This window comes from Vibrio sp. Isolate32 (assembly GCF_022397955.1).
Lineage (GTDB): Bacteria > Pseudomonadota > Gammaproteobacteria > Enterobacterales > Vibrionaceae > Vibrio.
The window spans coordinates 1-3433 of the sequence record NZ_JAKEUQ010000064.1; the positions used below are offsets into that span (position 1 = coordinate 1).

The 3433-nt window shown below is 44.1% G+C and carries 3 protein-coding genes, 1 tRNA gene and 1 rRNA gene; 3 read left to right on the top strand and 2 right to left on the bottom strand.

Going from position 1 to position 3433, the window contains the following annotated elements; translation table 11 throughout:
- Nucleotides 1-112: 112 nt before the first annotated feature.
- Together rrf and L1D11_RS22280 are read left to right on the top strand one after the other, a co-directional pair.
- Nucleotides 113-228, top strand: a 5S ribosomal RNA gene (rrf, locus tag L1D11_RS22275).
- Between the two features lie 104 nt (nucleotides 229-332).
- Nucleotides 333-423: transfer RNA gene (locus L1D11_RS22280), tRNA-Ser, on the top strand.
- A gap of 74 nt (nucleotides 424-497) precedes the next feature.
- Here L1D11_RS22280 and ilvY read toward each other — a convergent pair.
- Complete coding sequence (gene ilvY / locus L1D11_RS22285) at nucleotides 498-1388, bottom strand: HTH-type transcriptional activator IlvY (protein WP_239834777.1); 891 nt, start codon at nucleotides 1386-1388, stop codon at nucleotides 498-500.
- Between the two features lie 145 nt (nucleotides 1389-1533).
- On the opposite strand from ilvY, the gene ilvC reads away from it, so the two are divergent.
- On the top strand, nucleotides 1534-3018 hold the full coding sequence (ilvC, locus tag L1D11_RS22290) for a ketol-acid reductoisomerase (RefSeq protein WP_239834778.1): 1485 nt from the start codon (nucleotides 1534-1536) through the stop codon (nucleotides 3016-3018).
- A 176-nt stretch (nucleotides 3019-3194) separates the two neighbouring features.
- Here the strand turns inward: ilvC and L1D11_RS22295 are convergent.
- The coding region (locus tag L1D11_RS22295) for a transposase (RefSeq protein ID WP_239832794.1) at nucleotides 3195-3433 on the bottom strand (239 nt) is incomplete at its 5' end.

A 3433-nucleotide genomic window follows, 5' to 3' on the forward strand; every position in this document is an offset into this window, starting at 1 on the left:
TTGTGGACTCAATAGAAAGACAGACCTTGAATGCGTTTGAAGAGAACGAAAAACAGCTTTCCAGATTATTTTGCCTTCAGTGTTTAAAACTGGAAGTAAAAGCAAAATTTTGCTTGGCGACCATAGCATTGTGGACCCACCTGATTCCATGCCGAACTCAGAAGTGAAACACAATAGCGCCGATGGTAGTGTGGGGCTTCCCCATGTGAGAGTAGGACATCGCCAGGCTTCAAATTTATTTTCACTTTTTAAAAGTGAAGACAAAAGGCTTCGTTATTTGCATAGAAAATAACAACCTCAACAGTGCACTAATCTGTTGATGACAATTTGTTGGAGGGATGGCTGAGTGGTCGAAAGCACCGGTCTTGAAAACCGGCAACCGTTAATAGCGGTTCTAGGGTTCAAATCCCTATCCCTCCACCACCATTAGAAAGCCCGCTGGGAAATCAGCGGGCTTTTTTCTTATCTGCGATATACATAAATAAAAGAAGTGACAACTAGTCCGCTAAATACTTACCTTCTGCGACTTGCCAGAACGCGCGAATTAGAGGGTTATCTAGCTGTGCTCGCTTACAACATACCCCTAACTCAAATGGCTTGATAGGTTCTATCTTTAAGCGGCTAACTTTATCTCTTACTGGACTGTTGTTAATGACCACATCGGGTGCGATACCAACCCCACATCCTAACGCTACCATACTTACAATTGCCTCATGACCTGATACTTGAGCGTAAATGTTGGGTTTAATCTTCATCTTCTTAAACCATGCATTAGCACGTTCGCGAGCGGTACCCGCTTCAGGAATGATAAAAGGCACTTCATTCCAATTTGGTTTGTCGGATTGCAGTTGTTGGCTAAAGCTGCTGACGCCAGATGGGGCGATGACAGATAGTGGTATATCACTAATGGTTTCGAATTCTAACCTTGAAGGGAGGATGTCTGGTTTCGCTGAAATCGCGATATCCGCTTCGTCATTTAATATCTTATCGATAGACTGAGCTGGATCGCCTGTAGAAAGCTTGAACTCAATATATGGATGAATGGCTCTGAACTCGGTAATTAGCTCAGGAAGATGGCTATAGCTTGCAGTCACGGAGCAAAATATCCTGATCTCACCCTTTAACTCTTGCTCACCGCCTTTTAGGTGAAGGTTGTATTGCTGCCATTCTCCAACAATATTCAACGCTACTGGTAATAGATGTTTTCCTGCCGGAGTGAGATCAACGCTTCGATTGTCCCTGATAAGCAGTTCCTGTCCTGTTTCTTCCTCAAGCTTTTGTACCTGACGGCTTAGCGCTGAAGGGCTGACATGCATGGCTGCAGCGGTTTTGCTGAAACTCTTGCTATCACATAAATGTATAAATAATTGTAGAGATTTTATGTTCATGTTCTGTGATCGTTTCCATGTTGCATTTATTGCAATAACTAATTGTGAATATATCACTTTCAGCAACGGAGTGTCTGTTTTAGTATGAAGTTATTCGATAGAGAGATATCGACCTTACGGACTTATTTTTAAAGGAGTGCCTCAAATGGCTAACTATTTCAATACACTAAACCTTCGTGAACAACTAGACCAACTAGGTCGTTGCCGCTTCATGGGTCGTGAAGAATTTGCGACAGAAGCTGAATACCTTGAAGGCAAGAAAATCGTAATTGTTGGTTGTGGTGCTCAAGGCCTTAACCAAGGTCTAAACATGCGTGATTCAGGACTAAACGTGGCTTACGCTCTACGTCAGGCTGCGATTGACGAGCAACGTCAGTCTTACAAAAATGCAAAAGAGAATGGTTTTGAAGTAGACAGCTACGAGAAGCTAATTCCTGAAGCGGATCTAGTAATCAACCTAACTCCAGACAAACAACACACTAACGTAGTTGAAACAGTAATGCCCCTAATGAAAGAAGGCGCTGCACTAGGTTACTCACACGGCTTTAACGTAGTTGAAGAAGGCATGCAAATCCGTAAAGACCTAACGGTTGTAATGGTTGCACCTAAGTGTCCAGGTACTGAAGTTCGTGAAGAATACATGCGTGGTTTCGGTGTTCCAACGCTAATCGCTGTTCACCCAGAGAATGACCCTAAGGGTGAAGGTTGGGACATCGCTAAAGCTTGGGCTGCTGGTACTGGTGGTCACCGCGCAGGTTGTCTAGAGTCTTCTTTCGTTGCTGAAGTTAAATCTGACCTTATGGGTGAGCAAACTATCCTTTGTGGTATGCTACAAGCTGGTTCTGTCGTATCTTACGAGAAGATGGTTGCTGACGGTATCGACCCAAGCTACGCAGGTAAGCTTCTACAATACGGCTGGGAAACGATCACTGAAGCGCTTAAGTTTGGTGGCGTAACACACATGATGGACCGTCTATCTAACCCAGCTAAAATCAAAGCATTTGAGCTTTCTGAAGAGCTAAAAGACCTAATGCGTCCGCTTTACAACAAGCACATGGATGACATTATCCAAGGCGAATTCTCTAGCACTATGATGGCTGACTGGGCGAACGACGATGCGAACCTACTTGGCTGGCGTGAAGAGACAGGCGAAACAGCATTCGAAAACTACCCAGCTTCTGATGTAGAAATCTCAGAGCAAGAGTATTTCGATAACGGCATCCTACTTGTTGCTATGGTTCGTGCGGGTGTTGAGCTAGCGTTCGAAGCAATGACAGCATCTGGCATCATCGATGAGTCTGCATACTACGAGTCTCTACATGAGCTTCCACTAATCGCGAACACGGTTGCTCGTAAGCGCCTATACGAAATGAACGTTGTAATCTCTGATACAGCTGAATACGGTAACTACCTGTTCGCTAACGTTGCAACACCACTACTACGTGAGAAGTTCATGCCTTCAGTATCAACAGACGTAATCGGTAAAGGCTTAGGAGAAACATCTAACCAAGTAGATAACGCTCGTCTAATTGAAGTAAACGAAGCTATCCGTAACCACCCAGTTGAGTACATCGGTGAAGAACTACGTGCTTACATGAGCGACATGAAGCGCATCGCAGTAGGCGGTTAATTTCTTAACTCGATAGCATCGAAAAATTTAAAGAGCTCCAAAAACTGGAGTCATAAATAAAAACACAACATCTAATTAAAAGGCTTGGTCGCCGTTGACCAAGCCTTTTGTTTATTTGGGAAGCGGGCAGCGCAGTCTAGAGCCGATCTCTCAAAATTCTAGTGCATAAAAAAGGTTCATCGCGGCTTTCCGGGGAAAGCCGCTTTTATCTTCAAGAAGAAGTAGTCTGTATCTCGATACCCATATCCCATTCGCTTGATTAGTTTTATCTTGTTGTTTATCCCTTCCAATGTGCATGTGTTAAGCGGATAACTTGCCGATGCGATAATGCCGTGAAGATAAGGACTCAGTTTTCGTGCGAACTCTTGCAATGGCTTAATTCCACTCTCCTGTACTTGTGCCCACCACACCTCCC

Bases quoted from the DNA above. Each gene is read 5' to 3' on its own strand.
- ilvC (WP_239834778.1), top strand. From the start codon at position 1,534: ATGGCTAACTATTTCAATACACTAAACCTTCGTGAACAACTAGACCAA.
- ilvY (WP_239834777.1), bottom strand. From the start codon at position 1,388: ATGAACATAAAATCTCTACAATTATTTATACATTTATGTGATAGCAAG.